This is a genomic window from Streptococcus sp. 27098_8_70, assembly GCF_041432215.1.
In the GTDB taxonomy this organism is placed as follows: Bacteria; Bacillota; Bacilli; order Lactobacillales; family Streptococcaceae; genus Streptococcus; species Streptococcus oralis_CP.
In genome coordinates this window covers 655,571-671,292 of sequence record NZ_JAPVZD010000001.1, presented here as the reverse complement: position 1 = coordinate 671,292, position 15,722 = coordinate 655,571, and the positions used below count along the sequence as shown (strand labels likewise).

18 protein-coding genes and 1 riboswitch are annotated in these 15,722 nt (G+C 41.5%); of the genes, 13 read left to right on the top strand and 5 right to left on the bottom strand.

The window, feature by feature from the left end; translation table 11 throughout:
- The first annotated feature begins 1 nt into the window (after position 1).
- From O3655_RS03225 to thiE, 5 genes are read left to right on the top strand one after another with little or no spacing between them, the layout of a single operon-like run.
- The gene (locus tag O3655_RS03225; protein ID WP_000241361.1) at positions 2 to 652 is read left to right on the top strand and encodes an energy-coupling factor transporter transmembrane component T; all 651 of its coding nucleotides are present in this window, start codon (positions 2 to 4) and stop codon (positions 650 to 652) included.
- Between the two features lie 10 nt (positions 653 to 662).
- Positions 663 to 1,355, top strand: a complete 693-nt coding sequence (tenA, locus tag O3655_RS03220) for a thiaminase II (protein WP_371641163.1) — start codon at positions 663 to 665, stop codon at positions 1,353 to 1,355.
- A 3-nt stretch (positions 1,356 to 1,358) separates the two neighbouring features.
- Positions 1,359 to 1,883, top strand: coding sequence for an energy coupling factor transporter S component ThiW (gene thiW / locus O3655_RS03215; RefSeq protein WP_084922010.1), 525 nt, complete (start codon positions 1,359 to 1,361; stop codon positions 1,881 to 1,883).
- Positions 1,883 to 2,686 carry a hydroxyethylthiazole kinase gene (locus tag O3655_RS03210; RefSeq protein WP_371641162.1) on the top strand — a complete coding sequence of 268 codons (804 nt, stop codon included), beginning with the start codon at positions 1,883 to 1,885 and terminating at the stop codon, positions 2,684 to 2,686. Before thiW ends, O3655_RS03210 begins: the two co-directional genes overlap by 1 nt.
- The gene (thiE, locus tag O3655_RS03205) at positions 2,679 to 3,311 is read left to right on the top strand and encodes a thiamine phosphate synthase (RefSeq protein ID WP_001078201.1); all 633 of its coding nucleotides are present in this window, start codon (positions 2,679 to 2,681) and stop codon (positions 3,309 to 3,311) included. Before O3655_RS03210 ends, thiE begins: the two co-directional genes overlap by 8 nt.
- Before the next feature lie 47 nt (positions 3,312 to 3,358).
- On the opposite strand, the gene thiD is transcribed toward thiE, so the two are convergent.
- Complete coding sequence (thiD, locus tag O3655_RS03200) at positions 3,359 to 4,150, bottom strand: bifunctional hydroxymethylpyrimidine kinase/phosphomethylpyrimidine kinase (protein WP_278275973.1); 792 nt, start codon at positions 4,148 to 4,150, stop codon at positions 3,359 to 3,361.
- Positions 4,151 to 4,234: 84 nt separating this feature from the next.
- A riboswitch (TPP riboswitch) is annotated at positions 4,235 to 4,333 on the bottom strand.
- A 183-nt stretch (positions 4,334 to 4,516) separates the two neighbouring features.
- Here thiD and O3655_RS03195 point away from each other — a divergent pair.
- The 5 genes from O3655_RS03195 to O3655_RS03175 all read left to right on the top strand — a co-directional run bounded on the left by O3655_RS03195 (position 4,517) and on the right by O3655_RS03175 (position 9,920).
- The gene (locus O3655_RS03195; RefSeq protein WP_001167199.1) at positions 4,517 to 4,912 is read left to right on the top strand and encodes a CopY/TcrY family copper transport repressor; all 396 of its coding nucleotides are present in this window, start codon (positions 4,517 to 4,519) and stop codon (positions 4,910 to 4,912) included.
- Positions 4,913 to 4,922: 10 nt separating this feature from the next.
- Positions 4,923 to 5,294: a cupredoxin domain-containing protein gene (locus O3655_RS03190; protein WP_000935056.1), complete on the top strand. Its 372-nt coding sequence runs from the start codon at positions 4,923 to 4,925 to the stop codon at positions 5,292 to 5,294.
- Positions 5,295 to 5,303: 9 nt separating this feature from the next.
- On the top strand, positions 5,304 to 7,526 hold the full coding sequence (locus O3655_RS03185; protein WP_000136320.1) for a heavy metal translocating P-type ATPase: 2,223 nt from the start codon (positions 5,304 to 5,306) through the stop codon (positions 7,524 to 7,526).
- Between the two features lie 212 nt (positions 7,527 to 7,738).
- Positions 7,739 to 9,514, top strand: coding sequence for a pyruvate oxidase (gene spxB / locus O3655_RS03180; protein ID WP_000191811.1), 1,776 nt, complete (start codon positions 7,739 to 7,741; stop codon positions 9,512 to 9,514).
- Positions 9,515 to 9,572: 58 nt separating this feature from the next.
- On the top strand, positions 9,573 to 9,920 hold the full coding sequence (locus tag O3655_RS03175; protein ID WP_001052641.1) for a VOC family protein: 348 nt from the start codon (positions 9,573 to 9,575) through the stop codon (positions 9,918 to 9,920).
- Between the two features lie 165 nt (positions 9,921 to 10,085).
- Here O3655_RS03175 and O3655_RS03170 read toward each other — a convergent pair whose 3' ends face one another.
- Positions 10,086 to 10,430 (bottom strand): lipopolysaccharide assembly protein LapA domain-containing protein, encoded by a 345-nt coding sequence (locus O3655_RS03170; RefSeq protein WP_000913393.1) that lies wholly within the window; start codon positions 10,428 to 10,430, stop codon positions 10,086 to 10,088.
- Positions 10,431 to 10,756: 326 nt separating this feature from the next.
- Between O3655_RS03170 and O3655_RS03165 the strand changes: the two genes are divergently transcribed.
- Complete coding sequence (locus O3655_RS03165; protein WP_001291471.1) at positions 10,757 to 11,017, top strand: SemiSWEET family transporter; 261 nt, start codon at positions 10,757 to 10,759, stop codon at positions 11,015 to 11,017.
- Between the two features lie 256 nt (positions 11,018 to 11,273).
- Complete coding sequence (gene manA / locus O3655_RS03160; protein ID WP_001294306.1) at positions 11,274 to 12,218, top strand: mannose-6-phosphate isomerase, class I; 945 nt, start codon at positions 11,274 to 11,276, stop codon at positions 12,216 to 12,218.
- 42 nt (positions 12,219 to 12,260) lie between these two features.
- Here manA and O3655_RS03155 read toward each other — a convergent pair whose 3' ends face one another.
- The gene (locus O3655_RS03155) at positions 12,261 to 13,601 is read right to left on the bottom strand and encodes a sodium-dependent transporter (RefSeq protein WP_268703038.1); all 1,341 of its coding nucleotides are present in this window, start codon (positions 13,599 to 13,601) and stop codon (positions 12,261 to 12,263) included.
- Between the two features lie 358 nt (positions 13,602 to 13,959).
- On the opposite strand from O3655_RS03155, the gene O3655_RS03150 reads away from it, so the two are divergent.
- The gene (locus tag O3655_RS03150) at positions 13,960 to 14,700 is read left to right on the top strand and encodes a MerR family transcriptional regulator (protein WP_371641161.1); all 741 of its coding nucleotides are present in this window, start codon (positions 13,960 to 13,962) and stop codon (positions 14,698 to 14,700) included.
- A 29-nt stretch (positions 14,701 to 14,729) separates the two neighbouring features.
- On the opposite strand, the gene O3655_RS03145 is transcribed toward O3655_RS03150, so the two are convergent.
- The gene (locus O3655_RS03145; protein WP_371641160.1) at positions 14,730 to 15,185 is read right to left on the bottom strand and encodes an 8-oxo-dGTP diphosphatase; all 456 of its coding nucleotides are present in this window, start codon (positions 15,183 to 15,185) and stop codon (positions 14,730 to 14,732) included.
- A 10-nt stretch (positions 15,186 to 15,195) separates the two neighbouring features.
- Positions 15,196 to 15,717 (bottom strand): DUF1697 domain-containing protein, encoded by a 522-nt coding sequence (locus tag O3655_RS03140; RefSeq protein ID WP_371641159.1) that lies wholly within the window; start codon positions 15,715 to 15,717, stop codon positions 15,196 to 15,198.
- Positions 15,718 to 15,722 lie beyond the last annotated feature (5 nt).

Genomic DNA, 15,722 nt, shown 5'->3' with positions numbered 1-15,722 from the left:
TATGGTCAAAGTAGCAACCCAGACACCGATAATCGGTCTCTTCTTTCTAATTTTATCCTTGGAAACATCTTTCATTCCTTCGATTGCTCTTAATCTTTCAGTAGTCGCATTTTGCATTCTCTTCATGCTCTACTACCGTCGATTTAAATTGTTGGCTTGGATGCTTGTGCTCGCCATTTTACCATCTTTTGCCAATTACTGGGCAGTACAGTTACATGGGGATGCTTCGCAGGCAGTGATACTTGGAACGAGGGCCTTTGTGACGGTTTGTATCGGTCTTGTCTTTGTTTCCAGTATTTCCTTAAAAGAGCTTCTCTTGTACTTGGCTCAAAAGGGGTTATCACGGTCTTGGGCCTATGCCTTAATTGTGGTATTCAATGCCTTTCCCCTCATTCAACAAGAAATCAAGTCCCTCAAGGAAGCTTGCTTATTGCGTGGTCAAAAATTGCATGTTTGGTCTCCCCTGATTTACAGTAAGGTTCTGATGACAGTCTTTAGGTGGCGCCATCTTTACCTGAGAGCTCTATCTGCGCATGGATATGACGAGCATGCACAGTTGGAGAATAGTTATCGGACTTTTTATATTTCTCAGAGGACAAAATTGATCTACCTACTTTTCTTTTTATTGCTTCAAACCAGCCTATTTCTATAAAGGAGTTATTATGGAATTTACAGATATTGCGATGGAATTATCCAAGGAAGCTTGGCAGGCTTCCTTTCATCACCCCTTTGTTTTACAGTTACAAGAGGGGAATTTAGAACCTTCTATTTTCCGCTATTACCTGATTCAGGATGCCTACTATCTGAAGTCTTTTTCAGAAGCCTATCACCTCTTGGATGATAAGACTTCAAACGAGGAGATGAAAAGACTCTTGAAACAAAATGCCCAGAGTCTAGTGGAGGGTGAGTTGTTTATTCGCCAACAATTTTTTAAGGAATTGGGAATCAGTGACCAGGAGATGGACGAGCAACCGATTGCTCCGACTTGCTATCATTACATTTCGCATATTTATCGGCAATTTGCAGAGTCAAATTTGGGCATTGCTTTTGCTAGTTTACTTCCATGTCCTTGGTTATACCATGATTTAGGCAAGGAACTTAATCGCAAACCATCCCCGAATCCTCTTTATCAACAGTGGATTGAAACCTATATCACCGATGAGTTAGAACAGCAGATTAAAGAGGAAGAAGAGCTGGTCAATCAACTCTATCAAGAAAGCGACGAGACAGACAAACAAAAAATGCTAGAGGCCTTCCAAAGAAGTGTCCACATGGAAGCCAAGTTTTGGGAGATGGCTTACCAACATCAAACCTGGACGAGTGATTTGCAGTCCTTAGAAACAGAGAAGAAATAGAAAATGAGAAACCACCAACTACAAGTTCACAAATTAACCATTTTATCCATGATGATTGCCCTTGACGTAGTTCTTACACCCATCTTTCGAATTGAAGGGATGGCACCGATGTCCAGTGTAGTCAACATTCTTGCAGGAATTTTGATGGGGCCTGTTTATGCCTTGGTCATGGCTACAGTCACAGCCTTTATCCGTATGTCTACTCAGGGCATTCCCCCTTTGGCCCTCACGGGAGCTACTTTCGGAGCCCTCCTTGCAGGTCTCTTTTATAAGTACGGCCGGAAATTTCACTATTCTGCTCTAGGAGAGATTTTGGGAACAGGTATTATCGGTTCTATTGTTTCCTATCCTGTTATGGTTCTCTTTACAGGATCTGCGGCCAAGCTTAGCTGGTTTATCTACACTCCTCGATTTTTTGGAGCAACATTGATCGGTACAGCGATTTCCCTTATTGCCTTTCGATTTTTAATCAAGCAGGAATTCTTTAAAAAAGTACAAGGATATTTCTTTGGAGAAAGGATAGACTGATGCAGGCATTTACAAATCCTTTCCCTCTGGCAACCAGTTCCTTGATTCACTGCATCACCAATGAGATTTCCTGTGAGATGCTGGCTAATGGCATTTTGGCTCTAGGATGCAAACCTGTCATGGCAGATGACCCTCGTGAAGTTCTTGATTTTACTAAGCAAAGTCAAGCCCTCTTTATCAATTTGGGGCATTTGTCAGCCGAGAAGGAGAAAGCAATCCGCATGGCAGCTACTTATGCAGCTCAAGCTGGTCTCCCAATGGTAGTAGATGCGGTTGGCGTAGCAGCTTCATCCATTCGTAAGGACCTAGTCACAGATCTTTTAGAATACAATCCCACGGTCCTTAAAGGAAATATGTCGGAAATCCGAAGTCTTGTTGGTTTAAAACATCACGGAGTTGGGGTTGATGCTAGTGCTAAAGATCAAGAAACTGAGGATTTGCTCCAAGTCTTGAAAGACTGGTGTCAGCTTTATCCTGGTATGTCATTCTTAGTCACGGGTCCCAAGGACCTTATCGTTTCGAAAAATCAAGTTGCTGTATTGAGGAATGGCTGTGCAGAATTAGACTGGATAACAGGGACAGGAGACCTGGTTGGTGCCTTGACAGCCGTTTTTCTCAGCCAAGGAAAGACTGCCTTTGAAGCTTCGTGCTTAGCGGTTTCTTATCTCAATATTTCTGCTGAGAGAATTCTTGTTCAAGGAATGGGATTGGAAGATTTCCGCTTTCAAACTCTCAATCAGCTCTCTCTTCTAAAAAGAGATAAAAATTGGCTAGATGCTATCAAAGGAGACTTTTATGAATAGAGAAGCACTCAGACTATATCTGGTAACCAATCGCTACCAAGATTCCTTGGAAAACTTTCTTGAAAAAGTCGAGACGGCCTGCCGTTCAGGTGTTACCATCATCCAACTACGAGAAAAAAATCTCACCACCAATCAATACTATCAACTGGCAAAACAAGTCAAGGAAATAACCGATGCCTATCAGGTCCCCTTGATTATCGATGATCGTTTGGATGTTTGTCTCGCGGTTGATGCTGCTGGGTTGCATATAGGCGACGATGAACTACCAGTTTCGGTTGCCCGCAAAGTCTTGGGTCCTGAAAAAATCCTCGGTGTCACTGCTAAAACAGTAAAAAGGGCTCTTGAGGCGGAAACATCGGGTGCGGATTACTTGGGAACAGGAGCCATTTTCCCGACTACGACCAAAGAAAATGCGCCTATCACCCTGATTTCAACCTTGAAAACAATTTGCCAAACGGTCGCCATTCCAGTAGTTGCTATCGGAGGCCTGACGTCAGAGAATATTGACCAACTTGCTGAAACTGGTATAGCAGGGGTAGCCGTTGTCCGTGATTTGATGCAGGCAGAAGATATAGAAGCAAAAACGCAAGCTTTTTTAACAAAGCTAGATGACATTATTTCCTAATCAAAAACTCTCTAATTCCCTTATAGTGGGAACTAGAGAGTTTTTTCTTAATCTTTAAAGCTTGTATGGTTGACTGGGCCAGAACCATGACCGAGTTGAGGGGCGTCTTGGATGGCTTTTGTGATAAAGGCCTTGGCCTTATCGACTGCCTGATAAAGGGTCTTCCCCTTGGCTAGTTCAGCCGTAATCACTGCAGCAAAAGTACATCCAGTACCATGGGTGTGACAGGTTTGAATTCGTGGACTTTCCCAGACAAATTGTTCCTCCTTGGTAAAGAGGAAATCCTTGGCACCACCTTCAAGATGACCACCTTTGATAACTACAGACTGAGGACCAAATTCTTTTAAAATCAGGCGACCAGCACGCTGCATGTCTTCTGGATCATGGATTGAAAAACCAACAATCTCTTCTGCTTCAGGAAGATTGGGAGTGATAATGGTTGCAAGGGGAAGTAGGTTTGTTTTTAGGAAGCTTCTCGCACTGGTATCAATCAGGGTGTCCCCACTCGTAGCGACCATAACAGGGTCCAGCACATAGGGACAGTCCAGCTTTTTAAGGTAGGGTTGGATGATCTCCATGATCTCAGTAGTTGCCAACATACCAGTTTTCACAGCCTGAGGTTTGATATCCGAAAAGACACTCTCCAATTGAGCTTCCAGCATTTGGTTGGAGACGTGCTCGATTAATTGAACACCTCTGGTATTTTGAGCGACAAGGCTGGTGACAACGGCCATTCCATAGACATCTCTCGCTTGGAATGACTTCAAATCAGCCATAATGCCAGCACCGCCACTAGGGTCAGTTCCTGCAATGGATAGAGCAACGGGTAAATAAGTCATCTAAAACCTCCCAACCAACTGAAGTTTGTATTCTCAAGAACAAGCTAGTCTGTTTGAGGAAAGCAATAGAAGACTAGCTAGTCCTCATTATCATTTCCACTTCCATCAGCTAGCATTACCTAGATTGAGTCAAAGGGATATAACAGTCGTTAATCTCAGCTTTACGCACCCCTAGTGGTTGTTTTCTTTTTTCTACAGTATAGCATATTTTTATAGTTTATATAGTGAAATTTGACTGCAAATCTCTCGTTACAGGATTAGAATTCTATTTTTCGAAAAAATAATAAAAATTATAGTTGACAAATGTAGATTTTGAGAGTATACTAATAACTGTAATCGACAAATGTAGATTTAGGAGGTGTGATGATGCAGATTTCAGATGCAGAATGGCAGGTCATGAAGATTATTTGGATGCAAGGAGAGCAGACCAGTACGGATTTGATCAGGGTTCTGGCGGAGCGGTTCGACTGGTCCAAGTCGACCATTCAAACTCTTTTGGCTCGTTTAGTTGAGAAAGAGTGTCTGACAAGGAAAAAAGAAGGCAAGTTCTTTGTCTATTCAGCCCTTTTAACTCTGGACCAGAGTCGAGACTTGCTTGTCCAAGATATCAAAGACAAGGTTTGTTCTCGTAGGATTAAGAACTTGTTGGCTGATTTGATTGTGGAATGTGATTTCACTTTGGCTGACTTGGAAGACTTAGAAGCTGTGATTTCTAAGAAGAAATCAAGCGCTGTAACAGAAGTAAGATGTAATTGTATGTAAAGGAGACGTCATGTTAAATAGTATTGTAACCATTATTTGTATTGCCCTTATCGCGTTTATCTTGTTTTGGTTTTTCAAAAAGCCTGAAAAATCTGGACAAAAGGCCCAGCAAAAAAAGGGTTACCAAGAGATCCGAGTGGAAGTCATGGGGGGCTATACGCCTGAGTTGATTATTCTTAAAAAATCAGTGCCAGCCCGCATTGTCTTTGACCGCAAGGACCCTTCACCCTGTCTAGATCAGATCGTCTTTCCAGATTTTGGTGTGCATGCGGATCTTCCTATGGGTGAAGAGTATGTAGTGGAAATCACACCTGAGCAGACTGGAGAGTTTGGCTTTGCATGTGGTATGAACATGATGCACGGCAAGATGATTGTAGAGTAGGAGGAGACTATGACAGAAATTGTGAAAGCAAGCCTAGAAAATGGCATTCAAAAAATCCGTATCCGAGCTGAAAAAGGCTATCATCCAGCTCATATTCAGCTTCAAAAAGGGATTCCGGCTGAGATAACTTTTCATCGTGTGACGCCATCAAACTGTTACAAAGAAATCCTTTTTGAAGAAGAAGGTATCTTGGAACCAATCGGCGTGGACGAGGAGAAGACAATTCGTTTTACGCCTCAAGAGTTGGGGCAACATGAATTTTCATGTGGCATGAAGATGCAAAAGGGGAGTTATATCGTAGTTGAGAAGACGCGAAAATCTTTGTCACTTTTGCAACGTTTTTGGATTACCAGTATCTTTACTGTGCCGCTAGTTATTCTCATGATTGGGATGTTGACAGGGACTATCAGTCATCCAGTCATGCATTGGGGCACCTTTTTAGCCACGACGCCTATCATGCTAGTGGCCGGTGGTCCTTATATCCAAAGTGCTTGGGCTAGTTTTAAAAAGCACAATGCCAACATGGATACCTTGGTGGCACTGGGAACCCTAGTAGCCTATCTCTATAGTCTAGTTGCTCTCTTTGCTGGTCTCCCTGTTTACTTTGAAAGTGCTGGATTTATCCTCTTCTTCGTTCTTTTGGGGGCGGTTTTTGAGGAAAAAATGCGAAAAAACACTTCTCAAGCTGTGGAGAAATTACTAGATTTGCAGGCTAAAACAGCAGAAGTCTTGCGTGAGGATAGCTATGTCCAAGTTCCCTTGGAGCAAGTCAAGGTAGGTGACCTGATTCGAGTGCGTCCCGGTGAAAAGATCGCGGTTGATGGTGTTGTTGTCGAAGGTGTCTCCAGTATTGATGAATCCATGGTGACAGGTGAGAGCCTGCCGGTAGACAAAACAGTTGGAGATACTGTGATTGGCTCCACTATCAATAATAGTGGAACACTGGTTTTTAAAGCAGAAAAAGTTGGTTCAGAGACTGTCTTGGCTCAGATTGTGGACTTTGTGAAGAAAGCCCAGACCAGCCGTGCACCGATTCAGGATTTGACGGATAAGATTTCAGGAATTTTTGTCCCAGCAGTTGTCATTTTAGCGATTTTGACTTTTTGGATTTGGTTTGTCTTACTTGGGGCTAGTTTTGTGACCTCTCTACTTTATGGTGTGGCAGTTTTGATTATCGCTTGCCCTTGTGCCCTAGGTCTTGCAACACCAACAGCCCTCATGGTAGGAACAGGGCGGAGTGCCAAGATGGGGGTTCTCCTAAAAAATGGAACCGTCCTACAGGAAATCCAGAAAGTCCAAACTCTCGTCTTTGATAAAACAGGAACTTTGACGGAAGGAAAACCAGTGGTCACTGATATCATTGGCGACGAGACAGAAGTACTTGGCTTAGCTGCCTCTTTGGAAGAAGCCTCTCAACACCCACTGGCTCAAGCTATTATCAAGCGAGCGAGTGAAGCAGGACTTGAGCTTCAACCTGTAGAAAATTTCCAAGCCCTACACGGAAAAGGTGTTTCAGGGCAAATCAATGGGAAACAAGTCTTGCTTGGAAATGCTAAAATGCTAGATGGCATGGATATTTCGAGCGCTTATCAGGAAAAACTAGAAGAACTGGAAAAAGAAGCTAAGACAGTTGTGTACTTGGCTGTTGACAATGAAATCAAAGGCTTGCTTGCCCTGCAAGATATTCCCAAAGAAAATGCCAAGCTTGCCATCAGTCAGCTGAAAAAACGTGGTCTCCGAACAGTGATGTTGACAGGAGATAATGCTGGAGTGGCGCGAGCTATTGCAGACCAGATTGGTATCGAAGAGGTCATTGCTGGTGTTTTGCCAGAAGAAAAAGCGCATGAAATCCATCAACTTCAACAGGCTGGTAAAGTAGCCTTTATCGGAGATGGTATCAATGATGCGCCAGCCCTTAGTGTAGCGGATGTGGGGATTGCTATGGGAGCTGGAACAGATATTGCCATTGAATCAGCAGATCTTGTCCTTACAACCAACAATTTACTAGGATTGGCACGTGCTTTTGATATGAGTAAGAAGACCTTTAATCGTATTCTACTCAATCTTTTCTGGGCTTCTATCTATAACCTCATTGGTATTCCGATTGCAGCAGGAGTCTTTTCAGGAATTGGTCTCGTTCTCAATCCAGAACTGGCTGGTCTAGCCATGGCTTTTAGTTCTGTATCTGTTTTAACCAGTTCACTCATGCTAAACTTTAGTAAAATAGACTAAAAGCGAGCTTGCTCGCTTTTTATTATAAAACAGTTGTATAAAACGTTTTCAAACTGTACTGTAATAGAGAATAAAAACTTCTGAGCACATTCTTAGGAGACCAAAAACAAATGTGGTAAAGTAGTAGAGTAAAAATTTGCTGAAACGTTTCCAATTAGTATATGAAAACGGATTTATCAAGTTTTAAAAATATTTGAAGGAGAGTTATCATTATGACTCAAGGGAAAATTACTGCATCTGCAGCAATGCTCAACGTATTGAAAACATGGGGTGTAGACACTATCTACGGTATCCCATCAGGAACACTCAGCTCACTTATGGACGCTTTGGCTGAAGACAAAGATATCCGTTTCTTGCAAGTTCGCCACGAAGAAACAGGTGCTCTTGCAGCGGTTATGCAGGCTAAATTTGGCGGATCTATCGGTGTTGCAGTTGGTTCAGGTGGACCTGGTGCAACTCACTTGATCAATGGTGTTTACGATGCAGCTATGGATAACACTCCATTCCTTGCTATCCTTGGATCACGTCCAGTTAACGAATTGAACATGGATGCCTTCCAAGAATTGAACCAAAACCCAATGTACAACGGTATCGCTGTTTACAACAAACGTGTAGCTTACGCAGAGCAATTGCCAAAAGTGATTGACGAAGCTTGCCGTGCTGCCGTTTCTAAAAAAGGTCCAGCTGTCGTTGAAATTCCAGTAAACTTTGGTTTCCAAGAAATCGACGAAAACTCATACTACGGTTCAGGTTCATACGAGCGTTCATTCATCGCTCCTGCTTTGAACGAAGTTGAAATCGACAAAGCTGTTGAAATTTTGAACAACGCTGAACGTCCAGTTATCTACGCTGGTTACGGTGGTGTTAAAGCTGGTGAAGTAATCACTGAATTGTCACGTAAAATCAAAGCGCCAATCATCACAACTGGTAAAAACTTCGAAGCGTTCGAATGGAACTACGAAGGTTTGACAGGTTCTGCTTACCGTGTTGGTTGGAAACCAGCCAACGAAGTGGTCTTTGAAGCAGACACAGTTCTTTTCCTTGGTTCAAACTTCCCATTTGCTGAAGTTTACGAAGCCTTCAAGAACACTGAAAAATTCATCCAAGTCGATATCGACCCTTACAAACTTGGTAAACGACATGCCCTTGATGCTTCTATTCTTGGTGATGCAGGTCAAGCAGCGAAAGCAATCCTTGACAAAGTGAACCCAGTTGAATCAACTCCATGGTGGCGTGCAAACGTGAAGAACAACCAAAACTGGCGTGATTACATGAACAAACTCGAAGGTAAAACTGAGGGTGAATTGCAATTGTACCAAGTTTACAATGCAATCAACAAACATGCTGATCAAGACGCTATCTACTCAATCGACGTAGGTGACACTACTCAAACATCTACTCGTCACCTTCACATGACACCTAAGAACATGTGGCGTACATCTCCACTCTTTGCGACAATGGGTATTGCCCTTCCTGGTGGTATTGCTGCTAAGAAAGACAATCCAGATCGCCAAGTATGGAACATCATGGGTGACGGTGCATTCAACATGTGCTACCCAGACGTTATCACAAACGTTCAATACGACCTTCCAGTTATCAACGTTGTCTTCTCAAATGGTAAATATGCCTTCATCAAGGACAAATACGAAGACACAAACAAACACTTGTTTGGTTGTGACTTCCCTAATGCTGACTATGCGAAAATCGCTGAAGCTCAAGGAGCTGTTGGATTTACAGTTGACCGTATCGAAGACATCGATGCAGTTGTTGCAGAAGCTGTTAAATTGAGCAAAGAAGGTAAAACTGTTGTTATCGATGCTCGCATCACTGAACACCGTCCACTTCCAGTAGAAGTACTTGAATTGGATCCAAAACTTCACTCAGAAGAAGCAATCAAAGCCTTCAAGGAAAAATACGAAGCAGAAGAACTCGTACCATTCCGTCTCTTCTTGGAAGAAGAAGGTTTGCAATCACGCGCAATTAAATAATTCCTTCGTGGAACTTAAAAAGATCGGAGCAATCCGGTCTTTTTATGGAGTATAGTAAATGAATTTAAATCAATTAGATATTATCGTTTCAGATGTTCCACAAGTCTGTGCTGACTTGGAGCGTATTTTGGATAAAAAGTCCGATTATGTTGATGACAGTTTTGCTCAGTTTACGATTGGCAGTCACTGTCTGATGTTGTCCCAAAATCATTTGATTCCTTTGGAAGATTTTCAGTCAGGAATCATTCTTCATATTGAGATTGAGGATCTAAATCAGAATTACCAACGGTTAAAAGAGATCGGTGTCGAGATTTTACACGGTCTTTGTGAAACGGATTGGGGAACAGAGTCCTTATTAGTTAAAGGGCCTGCTGGTCTAGTGATTGATTTTTATCGTATGAAGTAGGTAATTCTATTATCAAATTTTTTATCTAAACATTCTTGGAGTGAAACTTAAAAAGATCGGAGCAATTCGATCTTTTTTGTATTTATGCGACTTTCAGTCCGTCTCACTCCGTTAGGTGCGAGACAAAAAACCACCCGTTTTCACGGGTGGTTATGATTTCTACACTTATTGTTTGGCTTCCTGTTTTAATTGTTGCACCTGTTCCTCGTACTGGACAAGCTCCCTGTCTTTTATATTGATAGTCGCTTCTGCTTCAGCAATGCGGCTTCTCAGATCTTGAGTCTTGTTATGGTGATAGCTAATACCAATAGCACTACCAGCAATGATCCCGATTACTAGACAAGTAAAAATCACCAAAATCAAGGGAGCAGATAGTTGTGTAAAGACAAGACTGACAGTTACTGTTTGACGATTGAGTAGACCAAATGAGATCACAATGACTAATAAGCTCAAACCGCCAATTAGATAAGCCTTATCTTTCAGTGACAATTCATTAAATTTTTTTAGCATAAGTTCCTTTTCTCCTGACTATGTTGATAGAAAACTACACACCATTTAGGTATTAACAAAATTCATTTTACTAGAAAATTTCGATACTGTCAATAATTTCTAACGGCTTATTTACCATCAATCAATCGATTCATTGAAAAGGAGTATTCATTTTCTAATATTTGATTGAGTAAACAGAACGGAGCAATTCGGTCTTTTTTCTGTTCCCTCTTTCTTATAACAAGATTGTGATAGTTTATATCTTTATAACAAAAGTTTTAAAGACTTGATTGTTTTGAAAGAATATTTTAAAATAAGATTCAGTAAAAATGAAAGAGGTTTTGAAAATGTCTGAAAAACAAATGAAAATTTTAGGTTGGGTAGCGACCTTTATGTCTGTTATGATGTATGTGTCTTACTTCCCACAAATTATGAACAACCTGGCTGGTCAAAAAGGGAACTTTATCCAGCCCTTGGTTGCAGCCATCAACTGTAGTCTCTGGGTTTACTACGGTCTTTTCAAAAAAGAAAGAGATATCCCCCTTGCAGCAGCTAATGCACCAGGTATTATTTTTGGTCTGGTAACGGCTATCACAGCTTTGATTTAAAAAGAAGACTGGTTTCAGTCTTTTTTGTACATAAAAATAGATTCTCAAGTAAAGAAAGTCTAATGAGAGTTGAGGAGAATAGCCGTTGACAGCGAGCTTTCTGATTGCTGCTTTAGGGGTTCCTCCATCAAGTAAGAGATTGTTTCGTTACTATTTTTACAAAATCTTCTCCCTACTTTATAAAATAGAAAAAAGAGTTCAATTCGAACTCTTTTTTTGCTATAATGAGGGGAGAAAAATCAGACAGGAGATCGACATGTCAGAACCATTATTTTTACAATCAGTTATGCAAGAAAAAATCTGGGGTGGGACCAAGCTACGTGATGAGTTTGGTTACGACATTCCAAGTGAAAAAATCGGGGAATACTGGGCTATCTCAGCCCACCCAAATGGAGTTTCTAAGGTAGCCAATGGACGCTACGAGGGAACAGACCTTGCTACTTTGTATGCGGAACACCGTGAGTTGTTTGGCAACCGTCCAGAACCAGTATTTCCTCTCTTAACTAAAATTCTCGATGCCAACGACTGGCTTAGCGTCCAAGTTCACCCAGACGATGCCTATGGACTAGAACACGAAGGCGAACTTGGAAAAACAGAATGCTGGTATATCATCGCAGCGGATGAGGGATCAGAGATTATCTATGGTCACAATGCCAAGTCAAAAGAAGAACTCCGCCAGCAAATTGAGGACAAGAACTGGGATGCCTTACTGACAAAAGTGCCAGTTAAGGCTGGAGATTTCTTCTATGTGCCAAGTGGTACCATGCACGCTATCGGTGCAGGTATCTTGATTCTTGAAACCCAGCAGTCTAGTGACACTACCTACCGTGTCTATGACTTTGACCGCAAGGATGACAAGGGCAACTTGCGTGAACTTCATCTTGAAAAATCCATCGATGTTTTAAACATTGGAGAACCTGCCAATAGCCGACCTGTCACTGTCAAAGCAGATGATCTACGTTCCACTCTCCTTGTATCCAATGATTTCTTCGCAGTTTACAAATGGGAAATTACTGGAAAAGTTAACTTTGAAAAGACAGCTGACTACAGCTTGTTGAGTGTCTTGGCTGGTCAAGGTCAACTAACTGTTGACGGGAAAAACTATCCAATCCAAAAAGGGAGCCACTTTATCCTACCAAGTGATGTTGAAGCTTGGACTCTGGAAGGGCAAGGTTTGGAATTGATTGTCAGTCATCCATAAAAAGAAAAGACTTGAGAGATATTCTCAAGTCCTTTTTTGTATTTACATAAATTGGGCGATAAAGACCACGATGATGATGATAGGAATGATAAAACGAAGAAGGAAAAGCCAGACTTGGAAAAGTCCCTGTTTCCATGCTGTTTCATCAAGGTGTAGTTCCTCCATTGCAAGAGCCTTTTTAAAGACATAGCCTGTAAAAAGTGAAAGGCAGAGAGCTCCAAATGGCATGAGGAGATTGGAAACTAAGAAGTCCATAGCATCAAAGAAAGTCTTACCAAAGATGTGAACATCCGCCATAACTCCATAGGATAGGGCTGAAGGAATGCCAAAGACAAAGGTCAAGATTCCTAAAATGGTACTCCATTTAGCACGCATACTGTTGTCCTGGTTGGTGATATTGCCCACATTGATTTCCAGCATCACGACAGAGGAAGTGACCGTCGCAAAAAGGAAGAGCAAGAGGAAGAGGATGTAGAAAATGGTTCCAAAAGGCATCTTGTCAAAGAGTTGAGGCAAGACGATGAAGAGCAGGCTTGGTCCCCCTTCAGACTGAATATTGAAGGCTGACATGGCTGGGAAAATGGCTAGACCTGCCATGATGGATACCGAGATGTTCATGGCTACGATGGAAATCCCTGACTGGACCAGATTGGTTTTCTTGTCTAAGTAAGAAGCATAGGTCAGCATGGCTGTGACCCCTAGTGAAAGGGCAAAGAAAGATTGTCCTAGAGCATAAAGGAAACCGGCACTGGTCAGTTTTGAGAAGTCTGGTTTGAGGAAGTAGAGAACGCCTTCCATGGCATTTGGCAAACTGAGAGAGCGTCCAATGATAATGACAAAAATGATAAAGAGCAGGGGCATCATAACTTTTGAGGCTCTTTCAATCCCTTTTTGAACCCCACGTGATACAATAAAGATATTCAACAAGATAAAGGAAGCTTGAGCCCCTAGAGCAATGGCTGGATTTGAAATGATTGAAGTGAATAACTGAGCATAATCACCTGTTCCACCAAGATGGAACAATTTCCCAAACTCAATACCTAGATAGACTAAAATCCATCCTCCGATAACACTGTAAAAGGAGAGGAGGATAAAGAGCGCAAAGGCACCAATCCAACCAATAAAGTTGTACTTGTTATTCTTGCCAAGTTTTCCAAAGGTTTTGATAGCGGAAACGCCAGCACTACGGCCAAGGGCAAACTCAGCCAGAAGGAGCGGGAAACCGATTAAAATGGTGGAAATGAGAAAGACTAGTAAAAAGCCTCCCCCGCCATTAGCGGCAGTCATGTAGGGGAACTTCCAAACGGCTCCAAGTCCGATGGCTGAACCAGCAGATGCTAGAATGAAGCCTAGTTTCGAGCCCCATTGCGATTTTTCTGACATAGTTGAAACTCCAATCTCCTTTTTTAAAATAAGAAAAGGCTACTTGATTTGTCAAATAGCCCTCTCTCAATGGCTCTCTATGAGCCTTCTGTTTGATTGATAGACTTGACTATCCTATCATGTTTTCTAAGGTCTGTCAAGAAAACCATTTTCAAGTTTTCACACCTTTCTCAAAAAGTTAAAAATTTTTCGCAAAAACGCTTGACTCTGACCTAAGGGGAGGGGTTATACTATCAATGTAATACTCTTCGAAAATCAAATTCAAACCACGTCAGCGTCGCCTTACCGTACTCAAGTACAGCTTGCGGCTAGCTTCCTAGTTTGCTCTTTGATTTTCATTGAGTATAAGGAGGAAATCATGTACCATATAAAAGAAGCTGCGCAGCTTTCGGGTGTCTCTGTCAAGACCCTGCACCACTACGATAAGATAGGACTCTTGGTTCCGTTAAAGTCGGAAAATGGCTATCGAACCTACAGTCAAGAAGATTTGGAACGCCTTCAAGTCATTCTTTACTATAAATATCTAGGTTTTTCTTTAGAAAAAATAGCAGAGCTGTTAAAGGAAGAAAGGACAGATTTATTGCCCCATTTGACTAGGCAGTTGGACTATCTAACTCGCGAAAGGCAACATCTGGATACCTTGATTTCCACCTTGCAAAAAACGATTCAAGAACAAAAAGGAGAAAGAAAAATGACCATTGAGGAAAAATTCACTGGATTTAGCTATCAAGATCATCAAAAATACCAGCAAGAAGCGGTAGAGAAATATGGGCAAGAAGTCATGGATCAAGCCCTCGAACGCCAAAAGGGTCGTGAAGATGAGTCTACGGTCGCCTTTAACCAAGTCTTTCAAACTTTGGCACAAAATCTTCAAGCTGGTTTACCTGCAACAGCAGCTGAAAACCAAGAAGAAGCAGCCAAACTCTTGCAAGCTATTCGTACTTATGGATTTGACTGCTCTATTGAGGTATTCGGTCATATCGGCAAAGGCTACGTCTACAACCCAGAGTTTAAGGAAAACATTGACAAATTTGGACCTGGAACAGCTCAATACACATCAGATGTCATTGCAACTTACGTTCAGACAAATGCAGAATAAATAGGCTAGGAATTTCCTAGCCTATTTTTTTACTTCAAGTCATAAAACCAGTTGTCACCGTCTTTGTAGTAAAAGAATTCACTGAGATCTTCTTCTAGAAACACATGAAGCATATCAGACATATCATTAGTAGCAAGTTTTAGATGAGACAGATTGTCAAAATCCTCCCACCAAACCTTCCCTTCGTCTGAAGACTGGAGTTCACCAGTAAAGTGTTCTGTCTTGTAAAAAAGGACGACATAACGATAATCCTTGTCATCGTACCAGTTTTTGATACCACAGAGTTGGGGTTTGGAAATGGTCAGACCAGTTTCTTCTTTCACTTCACGAATGACAGAATCGACAAAGGATTCGCCACGTTCAACATGACCACCAGGAAAAGTAATGCCAGGCCAGTCAGGATTAACTCGATCTTGGACCAGGACCTTATCCCCGTTTTTAATCATACACATATTGACAAATTCGACTGACTCTCTTCTGTTCATTTTCTTTCACTTATTTTGTTAGTAATTTTTCTACCACGTTTAACTTTCGCATGGTCAAATCTACATTAAAAAGCTTTTCAAGATAGTTGGTATTAAGTTTCTTTTGTTTTGCAGTTCTAGGGAGATAGAGGTAAAGACAATGGTTACCGATACAAATTTCTTCTTCACCGTAATCAATTTTTAATTTTTCTAAAGGGAGGCTTTGAATAGGTTCTTGATAAAAAATCACGTGTACACGGTCATAAAGATAGTGTTCTCCAAACGGGTTTTCTTGGACAATTTTTGTAAAATTACTTTTGTTCTTGATTACCATTTTTAAGTCAGCACCAATTTTTTCCTTTATTAGAGCGTGAACCTGTTCTCGTATTTCTTCTAAGGTCAAGTCACTTTCAAGAATGATATTTCCACTTTGAATATAGGTTCGAACGTGTTGAAAACCAGCTTCTGTCAGAATATCTACCAAATAAGACATTTTCGGGATAGCATTCTTTCCATTAGGAGTAACACCTCTTAGTAAAATAATATGTTCCAAAGGAC

What these genes read in the sequence shown, in the direction of transcription:
- manA (WP_001294306.1), top strand. Translation starts at nt 11,274, where the DNA reads ATGTCAGAACCATTATTTTTACAATCAGTTATGCAAGAAAAAATCTGG.
- O3655_RS03225 (WP_000241361.1), top strand. Translation starts at nt 2, where the DNA reads ATGGTCAAAGTAGCAACCCAGACACCGATAATCGGTCTCTTCTTTCTA.
- O3655_RS03170 (WP_000913393.1), bottom strand. Translation starts at nt 10,430, where the DNA reads ATGCTAAAAAAATTTAATGAATTGTCACTGAAAGATAAGGCTTATCTA.
- thiW (WP_084922010.1), top strand. Translation starts at nt 1,359, where the DNA reads ATGAGAAACCACCAACTACAAGTTCACAAATTAACCATTTTATCCATG.
- O3655_RS03210 (WP_371641162.1), top strand. Translation starts at nt 1,883, where the DNA reads ATGCAGGCATTTACAAATCCTTTCCCTCTGGCAACCAGTTCCTTGATT.
- O3655_RS03145 (WP_371641160.1), bottom strand. Translation starts at nt 15,185, where the DNA reads ATGAACAGAAGAGAGTCAGTCGAATTTGTCAATATGTGTATGATTAAA.
- O3655_RS03190 (WP_000935056.1), top strand. Translation starts at nt 4,923, where the DNA reads ATGTTAAATAGTATTGTAACCATTATTTGTATTGCCCTTATCGCGTTT.
- O3655_RS03185 (WP_000136320.1), top strand. Translation starts at nt 5,304, where the DNA reads ATGACAGAAATTGTGAAAGCAAGCCTAGAAAATGGCATTCAAAAAATC.
- tenA (WP_371641163.1), top strand. Translation starts at nt 663, where the DNA reads ATGGAATTTACAGATATTGCGATGGAATTATCCAAGGAAGCTTGGCAG.
- thiE (WP_001078201.1), top strand. Translation starts at nt 2,679, where the DNA reads ATGAATAGAGAAGCACTCAGACTATATCTGGTAACCAATCGCTACCAA.
- O3655_RS03150 (WP_371641161.1), top strand. Translation starts at nt 13,960, where the DNA reads ATGTACCATATAAAAGAAGCTGCGCAGCTTTCGGGTGTCTCTGTCAAG.
- spxB (WP_000191811.1), top strand. Translation starts at nt 7,739, where the DNA reads ATGACTCAAGGGAAAATTACTGCATCTGCAGCAATGCTCAACGTATTG.
- O3655_RS03175 (WP_001052641.1), top strand. Translation starts at nt 9,573, where the DNA reads ATGAATTTAAATCAATTAGATATTATCGTTTCAGATGTTCCACAAGTC.
- O3655_RS03165 (WP_001291471.1), top strand. Translation starts at nt 10,757, where the DNA reads ATGTCTGAAAAACAAATGAAAATTTTAGGTTGGGTAGCGACCTTTATG.
- thiD (WP_278275973.1), bottom strand. Translation starts at nt 4,150, where the DNA reads ATGACTTATTTACCCGTTGCTCTATCCATTGCAGGAACTGACCCTAGT.
- O3655_RS03195 (WP_001167199.1), top strand. Translation starts at nt 4,517, where the DNA reads ATGCAGATTTCAGATGCAGAATGGCAGGTCATGAAGATTATTTGGATG.
- O3655_RS03155 (WP_268703038.1), bottom strand. Translation starts at nt 13,601, where the DNA reads ATGTCAGAAAAATCGCAATGGGGCTCGAAACTAGGCTTCATTCTAGCA.